The 23,899-nt window shown below is 42.4% G+C and carries 28 protein-coding genes and 1 pseudogene; 2 read left to right on the top strand and 27 right to left on the bottom strand.

All coding sequences use genetic code 11. From position 1 onward, the window contains the following. Positions 1–5: 5 nt before the first annotated feature. The 21 genes from PGQ38_RS13450 to PGQ38_RS13350 all read right to left on the bottom strand — a co-directional run bounded on the left by PGQ38_RS13450 (position 6) and on the right by PGQ38_RS13350 (position 18,752). The gene (locus PGQ38_RS13450) at positions 6–284 is read right to left on the bottom strand and encodes a DUF4314 domain-containing protein (RefSeq protein WP_024852684.1); all 279 of its coding nucleotides are present in this window, start codon (positions 282–284) and stop codon (positions 6–8) included. Positions 285–300: 16 nt separating this feature from the next. Continuing rightward, positions 301–645: a hypothetical protein gene (locus tag PGQ38_RS13445; protein WP_007884627.1), complete on the bottom strand. Its 345-nt coding sequence runs from the start codon at positions 643–645 to the stop codon at positions 301–303. A 49-nt stretch (positions 646–694) separates the two neighbouring features. Next, complete coding sequence (locus tag PGQ38_RS13440) at positions 695–1,669, bottom strand: ArdC family protein (protein ID WP_044927355.1); 975 nt, start codon at positions 1,667–1,669, stop codon at positions 695–697. Positions 1,670–1,674: 5 nt separating this feature from the next. Beyond that, a complete protein-coding gene (locus tag PGQ38_RS13435; RefSeq protein WP_007884625.1) occupies positions 1,675–2,481 on the bottom strand; it encodes a PcfB family protein in 807 nt (268 codons plus the stop codon). Between the two features lie 2 nt (positions 2,482–2,483). Further along, complete coding sequence (locus PGQ38_RS13430) at positions 2,484–3,773, bottom strand: relaxase/mobilization nuclease domain-containing protein (protein ID WP_007884624.1); 1,290 nt, start codon at positions 3,771–3,773, stop codon at positions 2,484–2,486. Positions 3,774–3,779: 6 nt separating this feature from the next. Continuing rightward, positions 3,780–4,088, bottom strand: coding sequence for a plasmid mobilization protein (locus tag PGQ38_RS13425; RefSeq protein WP_024852688.1), 309 nt, complete (start codon positions 4,086–4,088; stop codon positions 3,780–3,782). Next, positions 4,067–4,237 (bottom strand): DUF3789 domain-containing protein, encoded by a 171-nt coding sequence (locus PGQ38_RS13420; RefSeq protein ID WP_117482321.1) that lies wholly within the window; start codon positions 4,235–4,237, stop codon positions 4,067–4,069. The genes PGQ38_RS13425 and PGQ38_RS13420 overlap by 22 nt, the downstream gene beginning before the upstream one ends. A 138-nt stretch (positions 4,238–4,375) precedes the next feature. Next, entirely contained in the window at positions 4,376–4,699 is a 324-nt protein-coding gene (locus PGQ38_RS13415) for a DUF7768 domain-containing protein (protein WP_015513330.1), read from the bottom strand. Between the two features lie 81 nt (positions 4,700–4,780). Beyond that, positions 4,781–5,584, bottom strand: a complete 804-nt coding sequence (locus PGQ38_RS13410; protein WP_330670071.1) for a DNA-methyltransferase — start codon at positions 5,582–5,584, stop codon at positions 4,781–4,783. Between the two features lie 20 nt (positions 5,585–5,604). Continuing rightward, positions 5,605–6,351 (bottom strand): hypothetical protein, encoded by a 747-nt coding sequence (locus tag PGQ38_RS13405; protein ID WP_270248143.1) that lies wholly within the window; start codon positions 6,349–6,351, stop codon positions 5,605–5,607. A 6-nt stretch (positions 6,352–6,357) separates the two neighbouring features. Further along, a complete protein-coding gene (locus PGQ38_RS13400; RefSeq protein WP_270248145.1) occupies positions 6,358–7,335 on the bottom strand; it encodes a DUF3991 and TOPRIM domain-containing protein in 978 nt (325 codons plus the stop codon). Then, on the bottom strand, positions 7,335–8,495 hold the full coding sequence (gene metK, locus PGQ38_RS13395) for a methionine adenosyltransferase (RefSeq protein ID WP_270248148.1): 1,161 nt from the start codon (positions 8,493–8,495) through the stop codon (positions 7,335–7,337). The genes PGQ38_RS13400 and metK overlap by 1 nt, the downstream gene beginning before the upstream one ends. Before the next feature lie 88 nt (positions 8,496–8,583). Next, a complete protein-coding gene (locus PGQ38_RS13390; protein WP_270248149.1) occupies positions 8,584–12,948 on the bottom strand; it encodes a SpaA isopeptide-forming pilin-related protein in 4,365 nt (1,454 codons plus the stop codon). 73 nt (positions 12,949–13,021) lie between these two features. Further along, the gene (locus PGQ38_RS13385; RefSeq protein WP_226853954.1) at positions 13,022–13,504 is read right to left on the bottom strand and encodes a gamma-glutamylcyclotransferase family protein; all 483 of its coding nucleotides are present in this window, start codon (positions 13,502–13,504) and stop codon (positions 13,022–13,024) included. Positions 13,505–13,516: 12 nt separating this feature from the next. Further along, complete coding sequence (locus tag PGQ38_RS13380; RefSeq protein WP_118626981.1) at positions 13,517–14,473, bottom strand: amidoligase family protein; 957 nt, start codon at positions 14,471–14,473, stop codon at positions 13,517–13,519. A gap of 2 nt (positions 14,474–14,475) precedes the next feature. Beyond that, entirely contained in the window at positions 14,476–15,771 is a 1,296-nt protein-coding gene (gene dcm, locus PGQ38_RS13375) for a DNA (cytosine-5-)-methyltransferase (protein WP_270432099.1), read from the bottom strand. A 70-nt stretch (positions 15,772–15,841) separates the two neighbouring features. Continuing rightward, positions 15,842–16,450, bottom strand: coding sequence for a hypothetical protein (locus PGQ38_RS13370; protein ID WP_118626983.1), 609 nt, complete (start codon positions 16,448–16,450; stop codon positions 15,842–15,844). 154 nt (positions 16,451–16,604) lie between these two features. Next, positions 16,605–16,895 (bottom strand): plasmid segregation centromere-binding protein ParR, encoded by a 291-nt coding sequence (locus tag PGQ38_RS13365; RefSeq protein WP_118626984.1) that lies wholly within the window; start codon positions 16,893–16,895, stop codon positions 16,605–16,607. Further along, positions 16,892–17,800, bottom strand: a complete 909-nt coding sequence (locus PGQ38_RS13360) for a ParM/StbA family protein (protein ID WP_270248188.1) — start codon at positions 17,798–17,800, stop codon at positions 16,892–16,894. Before PGQ38_RS13360 ends, PGQ38_RS13365 begins: the two co-directional genes overlap by 4 nt. A 186-nt stretch (positions 17,801–17,986) precedes the next feature. Then, positions 17,987–18,319: a DUF5720 family protein gene (locus PGQ38_RS13355; RefSeq protein ID WP_118357214.1), complete on the bottom strand. Its 333-nt coding sequence runs from the start codon at positions 18,317–18,319 to the stop codon at positions 17,987–17,989. A gap of 40 nt (positions 18,320–18,359) precedes the next feature. Then, positions 18,360–18,752 (bottom strand): hypothetical protein, encoded by a 393-nt coding sequence (locus PGQ38_RS13350; protein WP_005341389.1) that lies wholly within the window; start codon positions 18,750–18,752, stop codon positions 18,360–18,362. A gap of 129 nt (positions 18,753–18,881) precedes the next feature. On the opposite strand from PGQ38_RS13350, the gene PGQ38_RS13345 reads away from it, so the two are divergent. Then, the gene (locus tag PGQ38_RS13345; RefSeq protein WP_055246992.1) at positions 18,882–19,118 is read left to right on the top strand and encodes a helix-turn-helix domain-containing protein; all 237 of its coding nucleotides are present in this window, start codon (positions 18,882–18,884) and stop codon (positions 19,116–19,118) included. A gap of 329 nt (positions 19,119–19,447) precedes the next feature. Here PGQ38_RS13345 and PGQ38_RS13340 read toward each other — a convergent pair. The 3 genes and pseudogenes from PGQ38_RS13340 to PGQ38_RS13330 form a co-directional block, all read right to left on the bottom strand. Continuing rightward, a pseudogene (locus tag PGQ38_RS13340) lies at positions 19,448–19,699 on the bottom strand (flavodoxin); the annotation flags it as partial. A gap of 126 nt (positions 19,700–19,825) precedes the next feature. After that, positions 19,826–20,704, bottom strand: a complete 879-nt coding sequence (locus PGQ38_RS13335) for a LysR family transcriptional regulator (protein WP_021650153.1) — start codon at positions 20,702–20,704, stop codon at positions 19,826–19,828. Positions 20,705–20,757: 53 nt separating this feature from the next. After that, the gene (locus PGQ38_RS13330; protein WP_072522465.1) at positions 20,758–21,090 is read right to left on the bottom strand and encodes a winged helix-turn-helix transcriptional regulator; all 333 of its coding nucleotides are present in this window, start codon (positions 21,088–21,090) and stop codon (positions 20,758–20,760) included. A 142-nt stretch (positions 21,091–21,232) separates the two neighbouring features. Between PGQ38_RS13330 and PGQ38_RS13325 the strand changes: the two genes are divergently transcribed. Next, on the top strand, positions 21,233–21,586 hold the full coding sequence (locus tag PGQ38_RS13325) for a cupin domain-containing protein (RefSeq protein WP_117495883.1): 354 nt from the start codon (positions 21,233–21,235) through the stop codon (positions 21,584–21,586). A 166-nt stretch (positions 21,587–21,752) separates the two neighbouring features. On the opposite strand, the gene PGQ38_RS13320 is transcribed toward PGQ38_RS13325, so the two are convergent. Genes PGQ38_RS13320 through PGQ38_RS13310 form a run of 3 tightly spaced genes read right to left on the bottom strand, consistent with a single transcriptional unit; the run spans position 21,753 to position 23,772 of the window. Further along, positions 21,753–22,661, bottom strand: a complete 909-nt coding sequence (locus PGQ38_RS13320) for a radical SAM mobile pair protein B (RefSeq protein ID WP_195409972.1) — start codon at positions 22,659–22,661, stop codon at positions 21,753–21,755. Beyond that, positions 22,649–23,338, bottom strand: coding sequence for a radical SAM mobile pair protein A (locus tag PGQ38_RS13315; RefSeq protein WP_270432096.1), 690 nt, complete (start codon positions 23,336–23,338; stop codon positions 22,649–22,651). The genes PGQ38_RS13320 and PGQ38_RS13315 overlap by 13 nt, the downstream gene beginning before the upstream one ends. Further along, entirely contained in the window at positions 23,335–23,772 is a 438-nt protein-coding gene (locus PGQ38_RS13310; RefSeq protein WP_270432095.1) for a radical SAM mobile pair system MarR family transcriptional regulator, read from the bottom strand. Before PGQ38_RS13310 ends, PGQ38_RS13315 begins: the two co-directional genes overlap by 4 nt. Positions 23,773–23,899 lie beyond the last annotated feature (127 nt).

The raw sequence follows: 23,899 nt of genomic DNA, 5'->3' as shown, positions 1-23,899 counted from the left end.
TGTACTTATCTCTGCAAGTCAGATTCTCTTTTCTTGCGTGGCTTTTCTTCTGGATGTCCCTGTCCTTCTTTCTTATGAAAGGAATCCACTCCCGGTATCAGTGAGAGACTTCTGCCGTTGTCCCACTTAACACCAAGCTGGCCTGCATCATCCACATACTGCACAGTTCCTTCCAGTCCCTGCGGCATACCCGCTTCTCCATCCATCGAATTCAGACAGATTCTTGTTCCTGCCGGATACTGTTCTCTAAGTCTTGCCACTTTTTCTCTTGAATAAATGACCAATCAACCACTCCTTTCTCTACCAGAACATGTGTCTGCTAGTATTCGGTTTTGCAACCTGAATAATAACTTTATCTATTCCATCACTGTATCTTCCGGCTGCAAGATATTTACTTCTGAGTCTGTTCAGTGCCTTACGGATCTGCCTTTGTTCCCCGGCTGTAATCTGCAGTCGTTTCTGAGCGAGGTCGTATTCACTTACTTTTTTCAGAAGAGCTTTCGTTTCTTCCAAACATTCATCCTGCTCACTCTGCGCCTGTAGCTCATCATTCAGTGCCACCACGAACATATTTTTCATAATGTTATCCATCTTCAAATAGTATTTTGTCATCTGGCTGACCTCCTTTTTTGTTACACCAACCATATCACAAGACCTCCGTAATAGCTACTCCAACCGTCCAACTTTTTCACTTTTATCGTTCCGGCTGGTTCTTTGCTTTTTTCTCTTTTCCAGATGCTTTTTCATCCTTGGTTTCCGGTGTTTTTACAGGGTCTCCGATTGCGAACTCATCGGTTACATACTCCTGTTCCTTTGCACCAAAATTCCGTTCGATATGGTTTCGGATACTATAGGAAGCCTGACGGACATCATTTAAAAAGTCTCTCAGTTCCTGTGGATCTTTCTTTCCACATTCATTTCTCTGTGCAATATACTCCAGATTGAATCCGGTAACATCCACACCATAACGTTTCGCAATCACATAGGCTGCACAATAAGCCTGTGCACTGACTTTCTGTCGGCTGTAGGTTCCGGTATGCTGGTCCAGTGCTGCACACGCCAGTTCTCTGTTCAGTGCATGGAATGTCGTTACTTCACTCATTCCGTTGCGGATATAAATGGTACGGTATCTCGGATTGTACTGGGCCTGCACTTTGTCTGGCAGATCATCCTCAATCTGCACACGTACCGACTGGTCTTTTAAGACAGTTCCTATCAGTTCTGTCAGACTTCGCTGAGGGCGTTCTTCCAATGGCTTTCCAGACATCTGACTGATGTCAAATCCTTTTCCAATCGTATACCCTCTCCGCATTTCTCCGTCTTTTTCGTATTCAGTGGAAATCATATAAGTAATGCCATGTTCCCCGACTTTGACCGAACGGTGTTCTTCTCTCCAGCGTTCATAAGACCTTACCACCTTAAAATCTGGATGCTGTCCGTAAATCAAAAGCAGATTCGGTGTTCTCTGGGTATTACACTCTGCCATAAAGTCCAGAAAGCCTTTCAGTTTTTCTCCATCCTGAAAAACTCCCTGTGCCTGTGAATCTACTTCAGCCCATACCTCTTCTCTTTCCTGCTGTTTTTTGGCTGCATATTCTTCTTTCGTCAATTTCTGTTCAGGAACCTGCTGTTCTTCCGTTCCCCCTGAAATCATATCTGTTAAATCCATATACATTACCTGCCTTTCGTTTTCATATTCTTACGTTTCTTCCGGCTCTCTCTGGCATTTTTCCGTCTGTCCGGCCTCTTACGTTTCTCTTCCTGTTCCTTGCGGATATCTCCGAGTTCTTTCCGCACAGATGGTTTTTCATTCTTTTCTTTCCAGCTAATTTCCCGATCGGAAGAAGTATTTCTGTTGCGCGAGAAAGGTTCGGATGGATTCTTTTCTTCCCCCTCCTGCGCCTGTGTAAAATTTCCTTCCGGGAAAGCCTCATCCCCGATCTGGAACATTTCTTCCGCATCGTCCAGTTCAAATTCTATCTTGCCTTCCGGCAGGACAACGGTCTCTGTCCGTACATTCTCCCCGGTTTCTTTTTCCATCTGGTTTTCTGCCTTTTCCGGTGCAGTCTCTTTTTCCACTGCTTCCGTAACCATAGAGCCTGATTCTGCTTTTACAAAATCCAGATTCATCCGGTCTAATACCCGATTCATCTTCGCTGCATCATCTGCAAATACCATGACCTCTGTCTGGTCCGGATTCACCTTATCTTTGATGACTACATATAAGATACCTCTCGCCTTGGCTTCTTTTGCAAATTCTTTTAAACGGTCACCCGGAACGGTAAAAAATTTCATCGGGCGCTGTTCCTTTAACATTCTGGTAAGTCTTGTTTTCCCTCTTGTCTTTTTCTGGTCCTTCAAGGCGGCAGCAATAAAGACTGCCACATGCTTTGCTACATTCCCGGTGATCTTCAGCGAATACTCCATCCCTTCCAGACTGTACCGTACCACCTGATCTGCCGGTTCTGCTCCGTAATTCATACTTATCTCACCTCCTGACTTTTCTGCATTCTTTCTTTATCTTCCACACGTTTTTCATTCTGGCTCTGTTCTTCCGCTTCCTGAAGTCTCGCTTCGATTTCCAAGGAATGTTTCTCAATCTGAACGGTCATACGAACTTCCTTACGGAGTCGCTTCAATTCCTCATTGATTTCGGACAATCGTTCTTCCCCAGTCTCCCTGCCCCCATTCCGATACAATCTTCTGCGTTCTTTCATAAGTTCCGCAATCTGCTTTTGCAATGGCTCTCGGTACGCGGCAAGCTGCTCTCTGGTTATGATGTCATGTTTCAGTAGAAATTCAATCTGTTCAATCCTGCGGTCCAGTTTCCGGATATCCTCTCTGACAGCGTATGGACTCCTTTTCGGTCTTTTTGGCAGTACCCCCATTTGATATAAATAGGAATAATACAGTGCCTGAATCCCGGTCAGTTTCTTTTTGGGATGAATCTGTACTGCCTTTTGATAGACTCGTTTCACCTTTGGCTGTAGTATCTGCCCACGTATTTCCTCTTCGGAATAGTTTTTTCCGAGAGAACGCAGACGGATATACCGCTCCATTCCCGGAGCTTTTAAAGAAATGTATTTCCTGTTCAGTTTCCATGTATAACCCCGCTTTTCCATCTCTTTTAGGAATTGTAACCAGGAGTAGCTTTCCTGTACCGATTCCCTGATATCCAAACGGATCGCCATTCTCCATGTCGGTTTTCCTTCCTGTTCTGCTTTCCACTGTACATAAGGGATTGATTTTTTCTGATTGGATTCAATGATAGACAGACCATATTTTCTGCACAAGTCATCGGAAATCTTACGGATCTCCGTATAATAACTCTTAGCATTACTATGGTACTTATGTCCGTCCACCATGCTTACAGAATTCCAGACAATATGATTATGATAGTGTCTGGTATTAAGATGTGTTGTTATGACTACTTCAAACTGTCCTTTTAAGAGCCGGTCTGCCAGTTCCTGCCCGATGAGATGTGCCAGTTCCGGTGTCACCTCACCTTCTGCAAAACTCTGTACCAGATGGTATCCTTCCACACCGCCCATCTTATGGAATCTCTTTTTCGTTGTCAGCATATCTTCATACGCATTTTCATTGGTGCATCCGATGGTATCTTCGAAGACCGCTTGTTCCGTCTTTGTCCGGTTCATGGCATAATCAATGGCAGCCTCCAGAGAGTCTGCTTTCTGTGTGGTTTTTTCTTTGTCTTTCACATATTCGATGGAACGGTCCAGGCGGTGGACGGGGATAACACTTGTATAAGCCATCTGTCATTACCACTCTTCCTTTACCAGATGCCATGTCTCTTTGGTAAGCCGGAGCATTTCCTGTACACTCTGCTCACTTGCCATTCCCGAAGCATTCGCAACATGGGCAAGCTGGTTCGCATTATTGCACAGACCCGCTATCTTCCTAAGCAGTTCCGGGTGATGTTCACAAGGTTTTGCGTGTACCTGTGCTCCTAAGATCAGCGAACGCATAAACTCTTCCCGACTCAGTCCGCTTTTTTCCACCTGTTCCTCCAATTCCCTGAGTTCCCTTGCATTTAACCGCACCGGGATCACATGGTTTCGTTTTCGCATTGCATCACCGTCCCTTCTCTTTTCTCTTTCATCATATCGCCAAGCTCCTCATCGGATTTTTTCGCTGCAACCATGCAACAGGTCACTATCACTCCTATAAATCCTCCGCTCATCAATGCGATTACAATCATTACTCCATTTCTTAACATGACTTGATCCTTCCTTTCCATTTCCGTCTGTGTCCGGGGGATTGGGGTTCTCCCCAAAGTGCGTTTGGATATCCAAACGCTATGCTTGCAAAACGAGTACCGCCAGTTTCTGTAGAACTGGATTGACTCGATTCTGATTTATTTTGATTCTTTGATCTGTACCAATCCATCAAGTGTCGTACAAATGATATGGAGTCTGTCTGCCATACTGATTTCGGTATTCATTGTTCCTGTCACTTCTTTTCCACATACGACTACCATCCGGCATCTCCGCAAAAGGATATGTGACATTCTTCCATATCCCTGCATATCTTCTGCATCGGACTCTTCCAAGAATGGTGAGAATACAAATCTCGGACAGATTGGTACATACCCAAGTTCATAGATTTTTCTGCAATATTTCTGCACTTTTACCCGGCTTTCTTCTGCTGAACAGCACACATAAGCCAGCGCCTGTTCCATACGCTCCATCTCCTTCCTGCATCCAGTTGGATGCCATTCATTTTCTCTATAAAAAACAAGATGTCCTATTGGACATCCCGACTACTTTTCATCCTCTTTCTGCGCTGCTTCTAATGCAATTCTCACTCTGTCACTTCCCAGTTTGTAGTAGGCATCTGTTACCTCAATTCCCACTGCACGATAACCTGTCATAACCGCTGCAAGGACAGTTGTTCCTGCTCCGGCAAACGGGTCCAGGATCAGTCCTCCCGGTTCACAAATCTGGATGACATCTTTCATAAGCTGCAACGGTTTCTCTGTCACATGAATCCGGTTCTGCGGATTTCCATATCGGAAGACGCCCGGCAGACAAGATACCGGACGGTTGATCGGCATCGGTCCGTTACTGCCCCACACAATGTATTCAGCCTGCTGGCGAAAACGGCCTTTCTGTGGACGGGAGTTTCCCTTATCCCACACCGCTGTTCCTCTCCAGATCCATCCTGCCCACTGCAATGCATCGGTAATCGATGGATACTGACGCCAGTCAATGAACAGACAGATCGGAGCACCTTTCTTGCAGGCTTTCCGCACATCGTAAAGCCACTCAGCCATCCAGTGAGTCCATGATCTCTGATCTTTATTATCGCCATCAAAATCCGGAAGTGCATTTGCAGCACTCATACTGCTGTATTTCTGGTTTGTAGTACGATTTCTTTCATTCTGCTTTGTTCCACCGGACGCATACGGTGGATCGGTAATGACTGCATCAAAGATTCCCGGCTGGAATGCTTTGACCAGTTTTAATGTATCTCCATGTAATATTTTCCAGTTTTCCCCTTCAGCATATTCCTCTGGGTATGTTCCCTCTTTCATAAGTTCTTCCAAACTCAGGCCATTTGTCATAGGCATCATCCTTTCTTTTCTCAGCGTTCCGGCTGATTTTTCTTCTTTGTCTTTTTATTTTCTTTTTGTGGCGGACTCAACTCGGTTTCCACGTATTCGCTGATAATCAAAAGTGCTTTGTAATAATCCCCACTTTCCAATACTCTTTTACACATTTCTTTTGCTTCTGCTGTCTGTTTATTCTTTTTCAAAAGAGTTGAGGCATCGCCCATAATGGAAAAAATATTCCCATCATGTCCAAGGAGCTGTAACTTGGGACGTTGTTTCTCAGGCTTTGTCGGAATCTGCTCTGTTTTCTTTTCATACATTTTCGGCTGTTCCATATCTGGATGCCAGAAATGCACATTCAGCGTTCCACCATCCACCTTTATATCCCTCTGCTCAAATCCTTCACCCCAACCGTCACTGTACTGTCCTGTAATGTATTCGGTGAATTCCTGTAGTTCTTCCTGACTTAAAAATTCATTTAATTCCAGTTTGGTACAGCCGTACAGGATTCCGTCTTTGTTTTCTATCGTAACAACTGCACTTTGTATCTTTCCCTGAATGGACTCACTTCCATCAAAATACTGCATGAGATCATCTTCCCCATAACGTTCCAGTTCTTCTCGGATGACTTCTTCATAATCGGCAAGTTCTGTTCCATCTAACGGCATTCCATATTCATCACTCTCCGACCAATCTTCTTCCCATTCGGATTCTTCTGAATAAAGATTTCCAGTCAGCTCTGTCAACAGATGTACGTGCAGCGTTCCTTTTTCTTCCATTCTCTATCACCTTCTTTCTAATGGTCTGTCCCTGCATTTATTTGTCTGCTTTTTTTCTTTCGCAAGGTCTGCATAATCTGCACCTTCTTTTTCCGGCAGATTGCAAATAATCTGATACGTTCCCTCATAATGTTTTTTCATCTGTTCTTTCGCCCATCTTCCTGCAAAGTCATTATCGGTACAGATTTCAATTTCTTTGATTTCCGGATGGTTCTTCAGAAACTCTTCCAGTGCGTCCGGCGGCTTTTTAAAACGTTCACTCTGTATCTGTGCGTTTTCTTTCGGAGCAGCGATTCCCCCAAGGGAAAGACGATATTTATCCCTTTTTCCCTCTTCCAGTGTCATGTGTGCCAGTGCATCAATACACGCTTCATATACGGCAACTCGTTTTGTTTCTCTTTCAGGTGGAATACAAAAGCTGTACTTTTTTTCACTCCCGGTCTGCTCCATCTTGAATCCCTTCCCGTTTTTTTCATAGATTCCTCGCAGGAATGCATATCTTGCTTTTCCGGATTCATCTTTCCCAACAAAAACAGCGTTATGATACGGGACACTTTCATAAAGGATTTCATGCAACATACAATACGTGATCACTTCATCGCTGATTCCTCTGTGGTTTAAATAAGCCCTGATTCGTCTGCAATTACAATACCTCTCCGGCAGTTTAAATAGTGGTTTTTCCTTTTCGGCAGACTGTGTCGGAATAAAAGACGGACTCTCTTCGCACAGCAGTTTTACGGCATCTGTAAATTTCATTCCATCTACTTCAATCAGGAACCGCAGTGCGGACACACCACCGATATCTCTGGATTTCCAATGCCATTTGCTGGACAGTTCATTAATTTTAAAACTGTCATGGTCCGTCAACTGCCATTCATTTCTGGTTCTTGTCTTTTGCAGTCGCTGTGCCTGATGCGTCCGCAAATACTCATACGCAGTCATATTTTTTGCCGCCTGAATCTCTTCTTCCGTTACCCAGGGCATTACAGAATCGCATCCTGAAGAGCCAGTACCTTATCCGTCCGCTCCCAAGGAAACTCCTTTCTTCCAAAATGACCAAAAACTGCCGTCTGCCGGAAAATCGGACGATTCAGTCGAAGGGATTCCATGATCTGAACGGGTGTCACTCCAAACACCAGTGGGATTGCTGCCGCCAGACAATCATCTGCACACACTTTTCCTGTACCAAAGGTATCTACCTCAATCATAACCGGTTCTGCTACTCCGATTGCATAAGCCAGCGACACCTGACACTTGCTTGCAAACTCAGCTGCTACTATATTTTTTGCGATATACCTTGCCATATAAGCCGCCGAACGGTCTACTTTCGAACAGTCCTTTCCTGAAAATGCACCGCCGCCATGCGGAACCACACTGCCATAAGTATCCACCATCAGCTTTCTTCCGGTCAGTCCGGTATCTGCATCAAACCCTCCGCACACAAATCTTCCTGACGGATTAATCAGAATCTTCGTATCCTCATCCGGCGGCAATAATCTGAGTGCCGGGCGAAGCACCTTCTCTCTGATCTCAGCATCTAACTTTTTCAGACTCTTTTCTGTACCATGCTGGCAGGAAACAACAACACTTTCCAATCTCACTGGTTTTCCATCTTCATATTCTACGGTTACCTGTGCTTTTCCATCAGAAAAGATATCTTTGATATATCCACTTCTTCTGCAAGCCGAAAGTTCACGTGTGATCCGGTGTGCCAGAACAGTCGGCATTGGCATAAGCTGCGGAGTATCATCGCACGCATATCCGACCATAACACCCTGATCTCCAGCTCCCCTGCTTCTGTCTCTTATCTTTGCACCAATATTATCCCGAAATTCTTTCGACACACTCACTGCTTTCGCAATATCTGGACTCTGCTGGTGTACAAACGTATCCATTTCTATTCCATCTGTACAATATCCGCATTCTTCCAGAACTTTTCGGATCACATCAAACACTGGCGGCTCATATCCGCTGGTGATTTCTCCTGCTACAAACACATTTCCTCTTGTAGCAAGGACTTCACACGCCACTCTCGAAGATGGATCGTAACGCAGACATTCATCTAAGATTGCATCTGCTATCTGATCGCATACTTTGTCTGGGTGTCCTTCTGTTACTGATTCTGCTGTATAAAAACGTCTCATCATTCTTCTCCTTATATACAGACAGGGCCGAAGCTGCTTTATGCACATCTCCTGCCCTGTCAGATTGGTTTATCCTGTAATTCTTATTTTATTTTTCTTCTGTTTCTTCTTTGTTGTCTGTCATTTTTGACTTCTTTCTGCGGTATACAGTCACTCCCGTAGCTGTTCCGGCAGATGCCAGTGCAAGCAGAACAAACGCCCATACTTTCTGGTTGTCACCTGTTTTTGGTGCATTTGTTTTTTCTGTTGTTTTCTCCGGTGTTCTGGCATCTTTCATTTCTACTTTCTGGACTTCCATTGTATCTTTCAATGTGAATGTAACATCTTCCGCAATCTCGTAACCATCTGGCGCTGTAATCTCACGCAGAGTAAGTTCTTCATTAACCGGGAGCTTTGCAACGGAATGTGGCTTTCCATCCGTAATCCACTCTTCCAAAACAGTTCCATCTTTGCGGATGATCTGAAGCTTTGCCCCTTCCAGTTCTTTTCCGGTTGTTAGGTCTGTTTTGGAAATTTCCACTTTTGAATATTCATCTTTCATCTCAACCTTTGTCACACTTCCATCTTCTTTGACTTCAAACGTCACATCGCTGGCAGACACATAGCCATCTTCATAAGGAGCCAGTTCCTCATGTAAGGTATAACTTCCTTCCGGCAGTCCGTAAATGACATGTTCTTCCTTCGTACTAATCCACTCTTCCACAACAGTTCCGTCTTTATCAATGACCTGCAGTTTTGCTCCTTCCAGCTCATTTCCGGTTGTTGCATCTGTTTTGGTAATACGTGTTTCTGTCGGCTGATTCTCAACTTCTTTGTTCAGTTCAATCTTTGCAAGATTCTGATTTTCATAGGTTGCGTCTACATTCCATACTTCCTCATTTGGAAGATATCCGGCTTTTCTGACTTCCTCTTTGACATAGTATTTTCCATGTGGAAGATCGCTGTCGAAAGTAAGTGTTCCCTTTGCATCCGTTGCTTTCTTTTCCAGCAGGGTATCTTTCTCTACGAGAACCTCTCCCTGATTAGAAAGAATATCTTCCGCAGCATACAGTCCAAAAATAACACCTTCCAGCTTTTCGCCTGTGACAGAATCTTTCTTTTCTACTGATACAGAAACTTTCTGTCTTTCATTTTTATAGGTAACGCCTTCATAAACAACTGCCTGTGTATCATCCTCTGCTGTCAGGGTAAATTCTTTCTGTTCTGTATTCAGGACAAAATTCTCTCCTGCTACAACTTCTTTCAGATAATACGTTCCCAGTGGCAGATTGTTGATAACTGCTGTTCCATTTTCATCTGTAGTCAGTTTGGCTACCAGGTCATCTTTCTCATAACGGACAACTGGATTTCCTGCTTCATCCTTTGCTCCGTCCGGTGAATAGATGGTATCTTTGGCATATACTTCGAATTCAGCACCTTCTACTCCGGTTTCTTCATATTTAAAGCCTTTATAAATACCTGTTTCTTCTTTACCAGATACGGCATTTCTTACTTTAGAAACCAGTGCTTTTACTTTTGCCAGAACAGAATCTCCGGTTACTTCGGTAAGCTGTTCTCCCTTTTTCGTCAGGAGCAGGCTTCCTACCTGTTCGTCATTTTTCTGTTCTACTTCTACAATCGCAGCTCCTGTATCCGGATCAATCTGATGTGCAGTATTTGAGGATACTGTAATTACAATACCGCTCTGTGGATTTTCTTTATATGTTCCTTTTGTAGTCTGTTCTACTGGTGAAATAATCGTTGTTCCATCATACAGGGACTCTTCACTTCCCTGTCTTACAAATCCTTCCGGTGCTTTTACTTCTTCGATTCGGTAGGTAGCGCACTTCAGTTCCTGCGGTGTAATCAGATATCCTTCCTCGTTTGTTTTGAATACACTGATCTTTTCTTTCTTCGGATACTGAACAACCTGTTCCACATATTTCTTATTTGTCACATCGTAAATCTTATAAGAGGCTCCGGCCTTTAAAACCGTATTTCCAGTCTGTGCATCCTTCTTTACGATTTTCAGCAAAAATTCAAACGGACGGTCATCAAATACTCTCCACTGCATTGGCTCTCTGCTGTCATTTTCCACATTTACAACAAATGGATCAATGGTTTTCAGATTCTCAGGGGTAGTGCTTTCCACTACAACATAACTTCCATACGGCAGTTCCGGGCTGACTGCATATCCTTTTGTATCAGTAATTAGTTCCGGTACTGGTACGGCTGTTCCGTTCTCATAAGTAACTGCAACCTGCTCTTTGCTGAAGTCATAATTTTTGAAATCGTTTGCTGTATAGCTTTCTCCATTGGCAGGTTTCAGTTTCCCATTTTTTACCTGTGTCAGGTCGCTGATCAGATATACCTTAAATCCTGCTCCTGCAACCAGGTCTGTTTCTGTCTGCTCTCCATCTTCACTGATTTTGATCAACTGGAATGCCTGTTTCTTTACCTGCTCTTTTACCGTAAGGTCTCTTGTCACTTCCGCAACATCCTGACCTTCATAAGTTACTGATACCTCATATTTTGTAGTATCCAGCGTATATCCTTCCGGTGGAGTGATTTCTTTTACATACATTTCTCCAAGGTATAATTCTGAAAATTCCAGTGTTCCGTCATCTCCGATGACTCCCTGTGCAATCAGGCTGTCCTGTTTATACAGAACTCCTGTTGTACCATCCGGATGCACGATGTCCTCTTTTGCATACAGACCATAGACTGCACCACGAAGAGCACTGTCACCCTGTGCTTTAAATGCAAGTGTTTCTTTATCGATCTTTGCGATTTTTACTTTTCCTGTGACTCTCTCATCGGTTGCAGTTACAGACAATGTCTTTCCGGCTGCAACATCCACTTTATATACTTCTGTATTCAGTTTGTATCCTGTCGGGGCAGTAACTTCTTTTACATACACAGTTTTCAGTGCTGAATCAAAATAATCGCTGACTGCTTTTCCATCTGTTCCGGTTGCTGACATTGTCATAAGCAGGTTTTCACACTTCTTATCGGTATAAATACCATAAACTGCTCCAGACAGTGGATTCTGTGTATTGACATCTTTCTTCATAAGTTCAATGCGTGTCATATTCAGCCACTGTACACTAAAACTTACCGGAGCTGCTGTTTCACTTTCAAATACACCGATATCCTGCTTGGAATTTCCGGTTGTCAGCACCAGTGTTCTCCATGTCTTTCCGACAGAACCATATAAGTTGCCGGAAGCATAACTGCCTGTCAGTAATAAATCCGCAGATAGATAGAATGTATCTCCACCATAAATCTGGATTTTTCCATTTGTAACACTTGTTCCTTTGGAAAGATTATGTGCTGTCACATTTTCCGGTACACTCAATGTCACATAGTTTCTGTGATCTCCAGACAGTGTGATATTTGGTGTTTTCTGGATGTTTCCATCCCGTACTGCATTCAGCTTTGTGCTTGAAAGGCTCAGTTCACCTTTTGGCGATTCTTCCTGTCCAAACAGATAATTGATATATGCGATAACCCCTGCATTTACAAGGTCATTATAATTACACCCTGTAAATCCGGCATCTCCTGCATAAGCGTAGCTGGCTGCAATGTGTGTATACACATACTTTTCATCTTCCGTTTTTCCAGACAGATAACTTCCTGTCAGATCTCCTGCCCCGCCATAACCATAATAAAGGACTTTCTGTAGATTTTTATTGCTGTCCAGTACCTGTGCTACATAACTTCCACTCGGTGGGGATGCTTTCTGGGACTGAAGGCAGTATGCAATTTTCCCATTGACTGTAAACAGGCAAGTAAGATAATTTCCAATATAACTTGGATAATAAATGGTTCGCCCCTTTGTCAATGTAACTGTGGAACCGCTGCTTGTAGCTCTTTCAGCCGCAGACAATACCATCACATTTCCCTCTTCGATGTCCTCTTTCAGTTCTTTGACTGCCTGTGCAGATGCATCTTCTTCGGATGTTTCAATTTCTACATCTGTATAGTTCTGCACAGGCGAATCCGAATCATCTTCAGATTCTGTATCTGACTTCTGTTTCTCTCCACCATTTTCTTTAGAATGTGCCTGACCTTCTGTATCCGTCAGAGTCACTTTCCGGGTGATGGTATAGCTGTCACTCTTATCTTTTGGAACGACCATATAAGTGGCAATATATGTTCCTGCTTTGTCAGAATGATACTCTCCACCATTCTCATCTTTGATACTTACAAGCATAACATCTTCTTTTTCTGCCTCATAATGGATTCCTTCCATACAGGTTTCCACTGCAAATGTTTCATCCGAAACCGCTTTTGTGATATCATCTGCTGTAACCGATGTATCTTTCTGGCTTGTTACCGCCTGTACTTCCGTCTGCTGTTCCGAGCCTGTCCGTTCGGCCGCAAACGCATTCGCACTGCTCAAGGTACTGACGCCCATCAGGACAGCCAGTCCAAAAGCAGCAATTCTGGTCTTTAATTTTCTAACCTTCATGTGCTTTTCCTTCCTATTATAAATAGATTTTTTCATTAAAATACCGCAGAAGATGTTTCCTCTGCGGTACGTTTTATCTTGCATATCGATTTTTTTCTTTTTTTACTTCCTGTCTGGTACGTTTTACCGCTTCCATGACAGACTCCGTTGGAATCTGGTTATCCTTACATCCTTCCAGAATTCCATCCAGATAAAATTTCGACGGCCTTGCCGGAACATCTTTGTGCGGAGCGTTCATCATATATACAAACACTTCTTTCTCCACACCATCCCGATTTTTTACACGAATTGATTCTTTCCCATAAAAACTTGGAAATCCTTCATAAAAATCCAGACTCTTCTCACACGCTTCTGTGATTTTCCATAAGACTCCTTCGACATAGCTTCCTTTTTCCGGCAGTACCGTTGCTACTCCGTTACCCGGAGCCCTTCCTCGAAATGCCAGCCGATAATCTTCAAGCCGGACATTTTCCACAACTTCCGCAGCCGGACACCTGTACTTCATCTGCTCCAGATTCATGTTGCTGCCATAAGCGAAGTAATATCTATCTTCCATTCTTTCTCACCTCTATCTGACTCCTTCTGTCCTTTGATTTTTCTTCAAACACTCATACGTGCTTTTATCATATCTCCACGCAAGATCACCATCCAGATTTGCCAGCAGATGTTTTCGGACATTTTTATATTCATCTCCAATTAACCCAAGTCTCAATAAAAATGTACGAAATGTAAATGCCGGATTTTCTGATATCAGTGTCTTTTTCATCTGTGTAGATCTCTGATTGATCGCCTGTGCGGAAATGGCTAATGCCAATGTAATGTTTGCTCTTACCTTTCCTGCATGTAGTGTGCTTTCAAAACAGCGCCATTCCAAAGTTCCCTTGGAAAACACAGCATGAAGATTTAGAGCATAATAACGGGTATCATCATAATGGATATGACTTCTATCCCTGCCTCCATACCAGACATTTCTTACTCGGTCCATAGTGATTGACCTATTTGGTATTTTTCGGATTTTCTCCAATACCTCCGGTTGCACTCTCTGACAATAACTATTTGCTCTTCTCTCCTGCACTTTCAGAGCCTTGAACAGGATATCTTCCTTTGCATACATAATTGTCAATGCATTTTTCAGGCTTTGCGGTGTATGATTCGATGCATCTACATGAACATGCTGACCACAGGACTCATTTACAAAACCTCCATGCTGTCGCAGACAGCGTACTACTTCCTGTAACTTTCCCATTTCATCATAGGATAATTTCGGAGATACCATTTCTGTTGAATATTCTCCACTTGCATCTACAATTCGACCGTATACTTTCCGTTGTGTATAAATGCTTCCATCAGACATAAATTTCCACTTTTTTCCTTCCAAATCTATCACTGACCAGATTCCGTAAGTCGTGCCGTCATAATATGCTTCTGTTCCAAACATTTCAGCAACAACTTCTGCAGCACGTTGTCTGGTAATCCCTGTCATTTCGATTTCTGTTCCAAAGTATTGATCTTTTATACCGATCATGCCTAATGGATTCCTTTCTCAGACACTTCCTGTTCGTTGAGTCCGGAGTCTGCCTTTTGTAATAGTTTGCCAATTGCCTCGATAACATTGACAGTCACCCCGTTTCCAGCCTGTTTATAAAGCTGTGCGTCAGAAGTGCTGTCTATGATCTTATCAATCTGCCAGTCATAATACCCCTGCAGACGCAAACATTCCCTCGGAACTAACCTTCTTATTCTGCCGTGATACAAGATGCCATGACGATCGGTTGCAGTAATTGTGAACATCGGTTCTTCTGGTTCTTTCATGCGTCTGCCATTCTGACGGACATTTTCTTTTGCTGGTGTAAGGACTGCTCTTGCCCCTTCTTCCCTTAATACACCGGAACATTCTCCTTTGTATTTGTGGATTCCGCATTGTCTGGTATTAAGGCTTCTGCATTCTTCAGTAACCAGTGGCGGCGGAGACAAATCTACGAAATGAAGTGTTCCCTGTTGGATACCTGTGGTCAGGATGTGTGCTATCTGATATCCGACTCTTCCTCTCCTGCTGTTGAGATTCGCATAGCCCAAATCGATGCTGTCACCCTCTCTTGCAAGTTTGTAGCCGAGCTTTGTATTTTCTTTAATTGGAACACCCACATCATATAATCCTGTCTTTCCACCCATTCCTCCGGCTTGTGATGTCAGGGTACAGCTTAATCCTTTTGGACTGTAGACTCTTTTCCCCTGACTTCCTGCCCGGATTTGAACAAGAGCTGCTCCATTTGTTTCTGGTTCAGGTAATACTTTTCCGGCACATCGGAAATCAAGATATCCGACAATATACACCCGTTTTCTTGCTTGGGGGACTCCGAAATCCTTGCTGTTAAGCACTTTCCATTCGACATGGTACCCCAGTTCAGAAAGCGTACTGAGGATGGTGCAAAACGTCCGGCCTTTGTCATGCGATAACAAACCGGGAACATTTTCAAGGATAAAATACGAGGGTCTTTTAGCTTCAAGAATCCGGGCAATTTCAAAAAAGAGAGTTCCTCTAGCATCTGCAAATCCTTCTCGCTTTCCGGCGATAGAGAATGCCTGGCAAGGAAATCCTGCACAGAGTAAATCAAAATCTGGCATTCGTTCTGGTTCGATTGTTCTTGCGTCATTACAATACCACTCCCCTTCTGTATCAAACAGCAATCGGTAGTTCTTATCCGCATAAGTATCCACCTCGCAATGTCCGACACAGACAAAGTTTCCTGCCCGTCTTAGGCCTTCACGGAATCCCCCGATTCCGCTAAAGAGATCAAAAAATTGAATGGTTGCGGCTATCAACCTCCTTTTTGCTGATAAAAACAAGCGGCATGATTTCTCATACCGCCCTTCGTTATTCTGTATCAATTACTTACCATTCTGTTGGTTCTTCTGCTTTGGTTTCTTTTTCCAGATCAGTTTCTCTTTCTGGTTCAGTTTCCTCTTCCGGTTCGCTTTCCCCTTCTGGTTCGTTTTCCTCTTTCAGTTCTCTCTCTCCATCCAGTTCGTTTTCCTCTTTCGGTTCGCTCTCTCCATCTGGTTCGCTTTCTACTTCTGGCTCGCTTTCCTCTTCTGGTTCGCTTTCCCTTTCCGGCTCAGTGCTTTCTTCCGGTTGAGTTTCTTCTGTTCCCGATTCTTCGGTTGTCTGTTCGGATTCTTCAGGCTGATCTTTGCTTTGCCATTCGGCCTCTGCCTTTTCCAGTGCTTCTTCTATAATCTGAATTAAGAAGTCTTTCTGTTTCATGTGTTTCTGCCCGATGACTACTTTTAATCTCTGGAATAATTCCTCTGATACCTGTACTGCTACTGTTCTTACTGCTCCCATGCTTATTTCTCCTTTTCCTTCCAGTCTGTTGAAATGTTCTTCAATGACCTGTTGTAAAAATTTTTGTGTGCTGCTTTCTGTGAGTTCAATCTCTTCTCTTACTTTTTCATGTAAGTCCATCGGGATCTTTCCGCAGATATTTTTCATCTCTGCCATAACTTTTCTCCTTTCTCTTTCGCTACACACAACATACTCCAAAGCCGCATGGAAAGCTATTCACAATACCCACCAAAGATAACGATGCATTTCTTGCCTTACCCCTAGCAGATCCAACAATGTATGTATCGTGCAATCATAGGCCTCACCCCCTTTACAAATTTTCCATTTGAGATAAAAAATCCATCATCTGAGCTGGTATTTCTTCCGATGATGGTTTCGTTTTCAATTGTTCCGTAGTGCCACATATTCCTAATTCCCGAACACTTTCTTTTATCGTCTTTTGAATAACTTCTTCCAGCCATTTTCGATCCTCTTTTTCCAGAATTGCCTGAACCAGATACTGGCTTTTCTGCCCTTCTGGAACACTTTGAAATTTCTCCCATGCCCTCTGGTGTTCTGGATTTTTCAGGTTTGGGCGGAACGAATATACCGGACGTGTCATCTCGCCCACATCTGCTCTACAATCCGTTCATACCCTGTTGCGTTGGCATGGACGTCCTCTATAAAAACGGGGCGGCAAATCGCGTCCTGTGCGGTCACGTGGCGTTTTAAAATTGCGGAGCCTCCACCCATAAATACGGTTGGTACTGCCCGGAGATCAAACCCAGATTCTGTCACCGCAGACAGTATTTTTTCTATATATTTCCGTCCGCTTTCCTGTATGATCCGTCTGGCCTCCTCTGCCATACTGCAAGATTCCCCCCGAAGCACACGCTCAATTTGAGTTTCTGTTACAGACAGTCCGGTATTTCTACGCACCTGTTCTGCTGTCTCATCAATACATCGGATCACTCCAAGCTCCAGACTCCTGCACGTTGCTGCATTCGGAACAGCATTGTCCAGCCTCATAAGGTCAACGGTCCAGCCACCAATATCAACAAGCAGAACAGACGGTTCATTCTTCAGATACTCTGGATGCAGAGCAAGCGCAGAGTATCCCTGTGGGAACAGTTTCACATCTTTTATTGTTATCTCATATAACTCACTTTCATATAAAAATCGCACTGGCTGCTCTTTCCGCAACAGATACTCCCTGAATCCCTGTTTCTCTCTTCCAAAACTTGAAAGTGGAAGTCCGACAGCCAGAATTACCTCTGTCTTTCGTTCTGCTTTCCGGTGCTTGATTTCTTCTGCAATGGCTGTCAACGTCAGCAGATAATAATTATCATTGGACGTTTTATTTTTTACCAGCGTCTGTCTTCCCGTACCGCAGACATAATACTTTCCCTGATACTGCAGAACATTCTGCATGGTATACGGCTCGTAATCATACCTGATAATTCCACTTGGGAAAGACACTTGTCTTGTTTTTATTGCATAATAGCCATGATCAATTCCTATGATTATCGCAATCACATCCTTTCATTTTTCTGTTTAACGTAATGTCAAAAATGCTTTCACTGCTGCAACGGATCGTTGCAAAAGTGCCATTCGTGAACACTTTTCTATGTTCCAGTGTCCCAAAACCTGCGGAAAATCTGGCTTTTTTATACCACTATCGCCAGAGGAACACTACTGTTCCTTCCCAGCCGGTTATAAAAGATCCCTCTCCCGGCGGCGGTTCGGCCTGTCCGGGGGAGGGATATATCGCAAGTTTCCTTTTTGAACAATTGCCTGTCTTTTTATTTTTATGAGATGTTTTTCCTGCTTTTGTAAAATGGGAAGATACTCCGGTTCTGACAAAAACTTCCGTATATAATTCCCCTTTTCTCCCAGCCTGTTATCATTTTCTAACAGCTCCATTTCCACCATGTAATGGGTATCTGGATGAAATCTCTTCTCACACAAAATGCTGTCCCCTTTTATATAATCAGATTTAGCCGATTCTCTTGCTGCCGCCAAGAGTTCATAAATACTTACTTCCACCTCTTATCACCTCCCAAAAGACCAGAAAAAAGCAGACCTCTTAATCGAAGTCTGCTCCTGTCGGATATGGTAATCCTCTTTCTTCATATTTTTTATCGATATAATTTCGAATCCATTCCCTGTATTCTTCCGTTAATGCCAGTTCCTGAAATTCTAACAACCACTTTTCCCCTTTTGCTTCGTCATCAAGCCATCGATCTTCTATGCACTCCGGCTCATCTAACATTTTCATCATCGCTTCAAATGGCTCTTTTACATCATCACCAAATTCTTTCCATAAGGCGATTCCATAGTTCTCCAGTTCAAAAAATTCTGTCAGATATGTCAATCGTTCCATATCCCCCAATGTCATTCTTTTTTCACCTGACAATAATGCTCGATCTCTTTTGCCACATAGATTTAAAAATTTTCTCTTTTCCATCTCCACATCCATTATACTTTTACCTCTTCCTGTTAAAAATAATTCCTTATTACGAAACATTATAAAATTTAAATTCTTTAGAATCAATATATATGTTTCTGTATTACGAAACTTTTTATTTTATAAGGGGAGTTCATCATTATGCAAAAGATTAGACCAGATATGGATATTGGTAAAAATATCCAAGCAATTCGATATAAAAACAACATGACTCAAGACCAAGTAGTTGCAAAATTAAATCTTATTGGTATCTCCATCACCAAAAGTACCTATGCCAAACTGGAAACAAATCGAATGAATATTAAGGTATCTGAATTAGTTGCACTTGCAAAAATCTTTCATACCGATATCAATGCATTCTTTTCCGGCTTGCTATAGTTCGACATTCCCCGACTCCCTGTGTATATAATAGCATATAAAAAATAAGAACCAGTCTATATTCTTGTCGGATATAAACCAGTTCTTTTTTCTTATCAAATAATATAAAAGTGACAGGGAATTCAGATTCTTATCTTCTGTCACTCATGTAATTATTATTCTATTTTAAATTTAATGAATTTACCCATTCTTGAATTCCTTTTTTCAATGTTATTTTCTATATAAACGTCATACACATTTTTCCACATTATCTGTGTATACTGTTATTTTCAACCTCATAATTATAACTTGATACACGCTATACACTACTATAAACTGTACTCCATTTTAGGGAATCCCAAAAGGATTTCATCATAAGAACTCATATCTATCTCTTTCTTCATAATCTCTGGTCTGTATTTCTTATCACTCATTTCCACACTGCTCCGGGATTTTTTATTCATCCAGTCAAGATCAGCCTTTGTATATGTAACTTTTGGCTCAATCTCAAATAAATCAGCTTTTGCTTCCTCTGCAATCATCTCTGCTACTTTTTTTGTTGTTCCGCTTGCACTAAAAAATGCCACTAATTTTTTACTCATAATAAAAAGCCCCTTTCTTTGCAAATTTCTTGTATAAAAATAGATGTATAAGATTTGAATTTCTCTTATACGTCTATTTTATACCTGATATTTTTATTATGTCTAATGCTTATATTGAATTCCATTCTATGCCTGAAAAGCATTTATTTCTTCTATCATTTTACTGACCGCCAGAGAATATGGAATGTTTCGTCTCCAGGCAATCACAGTACTTGTTGTGATTTCAGGAGAAATTCTTCGCTGTACAAGAATATCCTCCCGCCAATACTTTGCAGCACCTTCGATGGATACCGGATAGCCCAGTCCATTTGCTGCCATAACTCCGGCATTCGTTCCAAGATTACTTGTAAAAGCAATCTGCAGTTTCGAAAAGTCTTTTCCAAACCAATTGGCAAGTTCACTTTGAACATTTACTCTTTCCGGCAGGATCAATGGTTTTCCAATAAGATCTTCTTTTCTTATAAACTCTTTTTCTGCCAGCGGATCATCCGGCCGCATTCCAACACACCAGTGATCGCAATCTGTGATCCGGATATAATCCAGCCCTTCGGTGTCCACCGGCTCCATGAATAATGCAATATCTACAAGTCCTTTGTTCATCATCTCATACACTGCATCTGCTGTTGCAGTATGCAATACAATCTGAACCAGCGGGTATTTTTCTTTATATGTTTTACATATCTCCGCCAATGTCTCCACCGCTGCAAATTCACCGCATCCAATGGTTATATTTCCCTCTACAACATCTTCTTTTCCTTTCAGTTCCTCAAGTGTTTTTTCCTCAAGATTAAGGATCTCCAGGGCACGCCTTTTTAATAAAATCCCCTCTTCAGTAAGCGAAATTTTCTTCCCGCTTCGAATAAATAATGTTACTCCAAGCTCCTCTTCAAATGCCGCCATTTGTCTGGATAGCGTTGGCTGGGTAATATGCAATTGTTCTGCCGCTTTTGTAAAGCTCTGTTCTTTTGCCACCGTCAGAAAATAGCGCAATAGTCTTAATTCCATATTTTTTATTCCCACAACTTCCGATTGTTCGAGCTTTTCAAATACTAACGTACTTAATTCTGTTCAATAAGTGATTTATAGTAGTTACCAAAGTCAGCAAGTGAATTAACAATTGGAAGCATTTTTGTTCCGAGTTCCGTTAATCCGTATTCGACTCTCGGTGGCTGCTCATGGTAATCGTGGCGATATGCCAGTCCATCACTCATCATTTGCCTTAAACTATCCGTCAAAACCTTTTGTGAAATACCATCTATACTTCGTTGTAGCTCATTGAATCTCCATGGACGCTCTTTCAAGTTACGCAAAATCAGCAGTTTCCATTTTCCTCCGATAAGAGATACTGCTGTTGCAACTGGGCATTCCGGTAATTCTTCTTTTGCTCGCATAATTCTCACCTCCAAGTCGATTGTAACACATTCAATTTTGAGTGTACAGTTACAAAAAGGTGCGTACTTGTTTTTGTATGTGTCTCACACTATACTAATACCAAGCAACCAGAAACTACAAATCAACTATGGAGGTATTATTATGACAAATTACACAAAAACAACTATTGGAAAGGAAAACCGAATTGAACTGCATGAAAAGTTGTCTTTAACAGGTGCAGAAATCAGTTTAAACGAACTACCTGCAGGAGCAAATGTCCCATTTGTTCATTCTCATAAAGAAAATGAGGAAATCTATGGAATTCTTTCAGGTAACGGCAAAGCCATAATTGATGGAGAAGAAATCAGCCTTTCAACTGGAGACTGGCTAAAAATCGCACCTGCTGCAAAGCGTCAGTTTTTTGCATCCGATATTTCCGGAATTACTTATATCTGCATTCAGGTAAAAGAAAATTCTCTGGAACATTTTACAGCAGAGGATGCCGTAATCGGCTAATTAAAAGTATTTATTTACAAAAATGCACAGTTCCCGATAAGCTAAGAACTGTGCATTTCTTTTTTCTTCAATTTTACAATTTCTCGATTTTTCAAACAAGAATTTCTCGATTTCAAATGGTGATAAATAAATCTCTCCACCATCATCAGTTTAATTTTCGTTTAGATTAACGATTTCTTTTTCCTGTATTCTCTGTCCCTCGGATTTCCTCATGATAGAAATAATCTACGATCACCGGATGTCCCTGCGGGACTCTGCCATAAGGCATTTCATTATCCACAAAGGCACAATCATACTTCTTAGCCATTTTCTCAGCTTTTACTTCAAGTGCTTCAAAGTAGCTGCGGTTATGCTTGTTATAGATCTCGTCGTAAAGTGGTACAAGATCAAGATATTTTCCGGCGATATAATCCATAATTATCTTTTTGAAACCGCCTCGAAGATTGAGATTTTCGAGCCAGAACAGATCGCACTGATCCTTTACCCGCTCAAAGATTGCTTCAAAATCCGTGATACCGGGGAATACCGGGGATACGAAACAGACTGTACGGATACCTGCCTCATATACCTGCTTCATAGCAGCGATACGGTGCTCAATGCTCGAAGCAGAATCCATATCGTTCTTGAAATTTTCATCTAGTGTGTTGATCGACCATGAAACGGTTACACGTCCAAGCTTCTTCAACAGATCAATATCCCGTACCACAAGATCCGACTTTGTGCAGATCAGAATATCTGCGTCACTGCCGATCAGCTGCTCCAGAAGTTTTCTGGTATTCCCGAATTGCTCCTCCTGTGGATTGTAGCCATCTGTCACAGAACCGATGACCACCCGCTGTCCGGCATATTTCTTCGGATTTTTAATTTCTGGCCAATGCTTCACATCAAGGAAAGTGCCCCATTCCTCCTTGTGCCCGGTAAAGCGCTTCATAAAAGAAGCATAGCAATACTTGCAGGCATGTGTACAGCCCACATAGGGATTGACCGAGTAACCGCCTACCGGCAGACTAGACTTAGTCATGATGTTCTTTGTTTCCACCTCACGAATGAGGATTCCATTCATTACTTCTTCCATGATTTCTGTACCTCTAACACTTTATTAAATTCTTCCGGCATTTCCTGAATCATATTTTCATCCCCTATGATAGGGACAAGGTCTTCCTTCATAAACACCGGAATGCCGAGCTTATGTGCCTGGTCCGTCAGAGACCATGCCCATTCCGGCTCCGTATGAATCTTCCTGCTCTGAGCTCCGGTCATGGTGCCGACAACGATCCAATTGATTCCGAAAAGGTCAACTGTGCCGGGATCATCGAATAACGGCTCAAAGGTAACATGGTAATGTTTTGCTCTGACGTTTTTCCGAAGGGCATCGATACGCCACAGTTCTGCTTTCCTCGTCACCGTAACGCCAAACCATGCGTTTTCCAGATCGGTATCAAAATCCAGCAAATCAGGTCGCTTGGTAAGGAACAGGAACTGATGCTGTGGATTTTCACGGATCTTTGCAAATACCTCGTCTCTCCATTCCGGCTTCCATCCGGAGAGATCGCTCATGCCGGTAAGAAGAAAGTTCTGCGGACGTTTCTTTTCCATCATCTTGAGCTTACCCGGAAAGAATTCAGGGTCAGCGAAGTCATCAATCATATGCCAGCGTTTCACGTTGTTGCGGGCATAGCAATATGCACACCCCACTGTGCAGCCAATGACGATATTCATGTTCTGAATCTGATCTTTGATACAAATACTCATGACTTCTGCCACTCCTCAAGATTCTTTCTGATGCGGTCGAGGCATTCCTCAAACCGGGTAATTTCTTCCTCTGAAAAACCTTTGTAGTAAATACTGCCCATCTCATCAGATACAGAATCGTACTCGCCCTTTAAGGCATGTGCTTTCTCAGTCAGAAACAGGAGTGTTTTCCTTTTGTCCGTTTCAGACTGAACACGGCTTATCAGCCCTTGTTTTTCCATTCTTTCCAGCATCGTAGTAAGAGAAGTTATCGCTAATCCACATTTAATCGAGAGTGACCTGATTGAGATTCCATCTTCCTGCCACAGTACATAAAGAATACGCCCTTGGGCTCCGTTAAACGCATCAATATTCTTTTCGCTGAGAATCTTCTCAAAGATTCGATCTCCAAGTTGTTTTATTTTGGTAACAAGAAATCCTCCATTCATTTCCATACAAAAGCTCCTATATAGTAATTTATTAAAAACATACTATATAGGAGCTTTATTGTCAACAGTTTATATGTCTTAATAAGTAAATTCCGTTTTTTCAATTCTCAAAACTGTTAAGGAAACAATCGGA

It is taken from the genome of Blautia faecis, assembly GCF_027662325.1.
Taxonomy (GTDB): domain Bacteria; phylum Bacillota; class Clostridia; order Lachnospirales; family Lachnospiraceae; genus Blautia_A; species Blautia_A faecis.
This window is presented reverse-complemented; position numbering and strand designations above follow the sequence as displayed.

Bases quoted from the DNA above. Each gene is read 5' to 3' on its own strand.
- PGQ38_RS13325 (WP_117495883.1), top strand. From the start codon at position 21,233: ATGACAAATTACACAAAAACAACTATTGGAAAGGAAAACCGAATTGAA.
- PGQ38_RS13330 (WP_072522465.1), bottom strand. From the start codon at position 21,090: ATGCGAGCAAAAGAAGAATTACCGGAATGCCCAGTTGCAACAGCAGTA.
- PGQ38_RS13425 (WP_024852688.1), bottom strand. From the start codon at position 4,088: ATGCGAAAACGAAACCATGTGATCCCGGTGCGGTTAAATGCAAGGGAA.
- PGQ38_RS13405 (WP_270248143.1), bottom strand. From the start codon at position 6,351: ATGGAAGAAAAAGGAACGCTGCACGTACATCTGTTGACAGAGCTGACT.
- PGQ38_RS13370 (WP_118626983.1), bottom strand. From the start codon at position 16,450: ATGGCAGAGATGAAAAATATCTGCGGAAAGATCCCGATGGACTTACAT.
- PGQ38_RS13440 (WP_044927355.1), bottom strand. From the start codon at position 1,669: ATGGATTTAACAGATATGATTTCAGGGGGAACGGAAGAACAGCAGGTT.
- PGQ38_RS13420 (WP_117482321.1), bottom strand. From the start codon at position 4,237: ATGTTAAGAAATGGAGTAATGATTGTAATCGCATTGATGAGCGGAGGA.
- PGQ38_RS13400 (WP_270248145.1), bottom strand. From the start codon at position 7,335: ATGCCCTGGGTAACGGAAGAAGAGATTCAGGCGGCAAAAAATATGACT.
- PGQ38_RS13335 (WP_021650153.1), bottom strand. From the start codon at position 20,704: ATGGAATTAAGACTATTGCGCTATTTTCTGACGGTGGCAAAAGAACAG.
- PGQ38_RS13350 (WP_005341389.1), bottom strand. From the start codon at position 18,752: ATGGATGTGGAGATGGAAAAGAGAAAATTTTTAAATCTATGTGGCAAA.
- metK (WP_270248148.1), bottom strand. From the start codon at position 8,495: ATGAGACGTTTTTATACAGCAGAATCAGTAACAGAAGGACACCCAGAC.
- PGQ38_RS13430 (WP_007884624.1), bottom strand. From the start codon at position 3,773: ATGGCTTATACAAGTGTTATCCCCGTCCACCGCCTGGACCGTTCCATC.
- PGQ38_RS13415 (WP_015513330.1), bottom strand. From the start codon at position 4,699: ATGGAACAGGCGCTGGCTTATGTGTGCTGTTCAGCAGAAGAAAGCCGG.
- PGQ38_RS13315 (WP_270432096.1), bottom strand. From the start codon at position 23,338: ATGAGTATTTGTATCAAAGATCAGATTCAGAACATGAATATCGTCATT.
- PGQ38_RS13385 (WP_226853954.1), bottom strand. From the start codon at position 13,504: ATGGAAGATAGATATTACTTCGCTTATGGCAGCAACATGAATCTGGAG.
- PGQ38_RS13445 (WP_007884627.1), bottom strand. From the start codon at position 645: ATGGTTGGTGTAACAAAAAAGGAGGTCAGCCAGATGACAAAATACTAT.
- PGQ38_RS13345 (WP_055246992.1), top strand. From the start codon at position 18,882: ATGCAAAAGATTAGACCAGATATGGATATTGGTAAAAATATCCAAGCA.
- PGQ38_RS13390 (WP_270248149.1), bottom strand. From the start codon at position 12,948: ATGAAGGTTAGAAAATTAAAGACCAGAATTGCTGCTTTTGGACTGGCT.
- PGQ38_RS13320 (WP_195409972.1), bottom strand. From the start codon at position 22,661: ATGGAAGAAGTAATGAATGGAATCCTCATTCGTGAGGTGGAAACAAAG.
- PGQ38_RS13365 (WP_118626984.1), bottom strand. From the start codon at position 16,895: ATGACACGTCCGGTATATTCGTTCCGCCCAAACCTGAAAAATCCAGAA.
- PGQ38_RS13310 (WP_270432095.1), bottom strand. From the start codon at position 23,772: ATGGAAATGAATGGAGGATTTCTTGTTACCAAAATAAAACAACTTGGA.
- PGQ38_RS13435 (WP_007884625.1), bottom strand. From the start codon at position 2,481: ATGAATTACGGAGCAGAACCGGCAGATCAGGTGGTACGGTACAGTCTG.
- PGQ38_RS13410 (WP_330670071.1), bottom strand. From the start codon at position 5,584: ATGACAAATGGCCTGAGTTTGGAAGAACTTATGAAAGAGGGAACATAC.
- PGQ38_RS13380 (WP_118626981.1), bottom strand. From the start codon at position 14,473: ATGATCGGTATAAAAGATCAATACTTTGGAACAGAAATCGAAATGACA.